Annotated in this window: 1 protein-coding gene; it reads left to right on the top strand. The window is 42.0% G+C overall.

Features of this window, described 5'->3' with window-relative positions; genetic code table 11:
* Window positions 1-414, top strand: a 414-nt coding sequence (locus tag R2R70_RS19055; protein WP_410978758.1) for a uroporphyrinogen-III C-methyltransferase, incomplete at both ends; no start/stop codon positions are given.

The raw sequence follows: 414 nt of genomic DNA, 5'->3' as shown, positions 1-414 counted from the left end.
CGAAGAAAAAGTATCTGAGGCATTAACGCAAAGCACTCTTGAAAATCAGCAAGCATTAAAAGCTGCGCTGCAAAAAGCGCAGCAGCAAGGTTCATCTTTAAACCCACAAGAGGTCACCAGCTTACAACGAATGGCTGAGTTTAAACTGTGGGCCGAAAAAGATTACCAAGGCGCAAGCGCTGTACTAAAGCGTTTAGACGGACTGTTAAGTGAGTACCCTGGCACAATTGAAGTTCGCCAAGCCATTATGCAAGACATACAAACGCTTGATAGTTTAAAACCGGTTGCTACCGAGGCCATTTATTTACAGTTAAATAGTGTTATTAACCGAATTGACGAATTGGTGTTTAACGCGGTCAACTTACCAGAGGAAACATTGGTAATTGATGAACATGCACTCAGCGAAGATATTAA

This window comes from Cobetia sp. SIMBA_158 (assembly GCF_046566945.1).
GTDB lineage: Bacteria > Pseudomonadota > Gammaproteobacteria > Pseudomonadales > Halomonadaceae > Cobetia > Cobetia amphilecti.
Note: the sequence above shows the minus strand (reverse complement) of the source record. Positions and strands in the feature narration are given on the sequence as shown.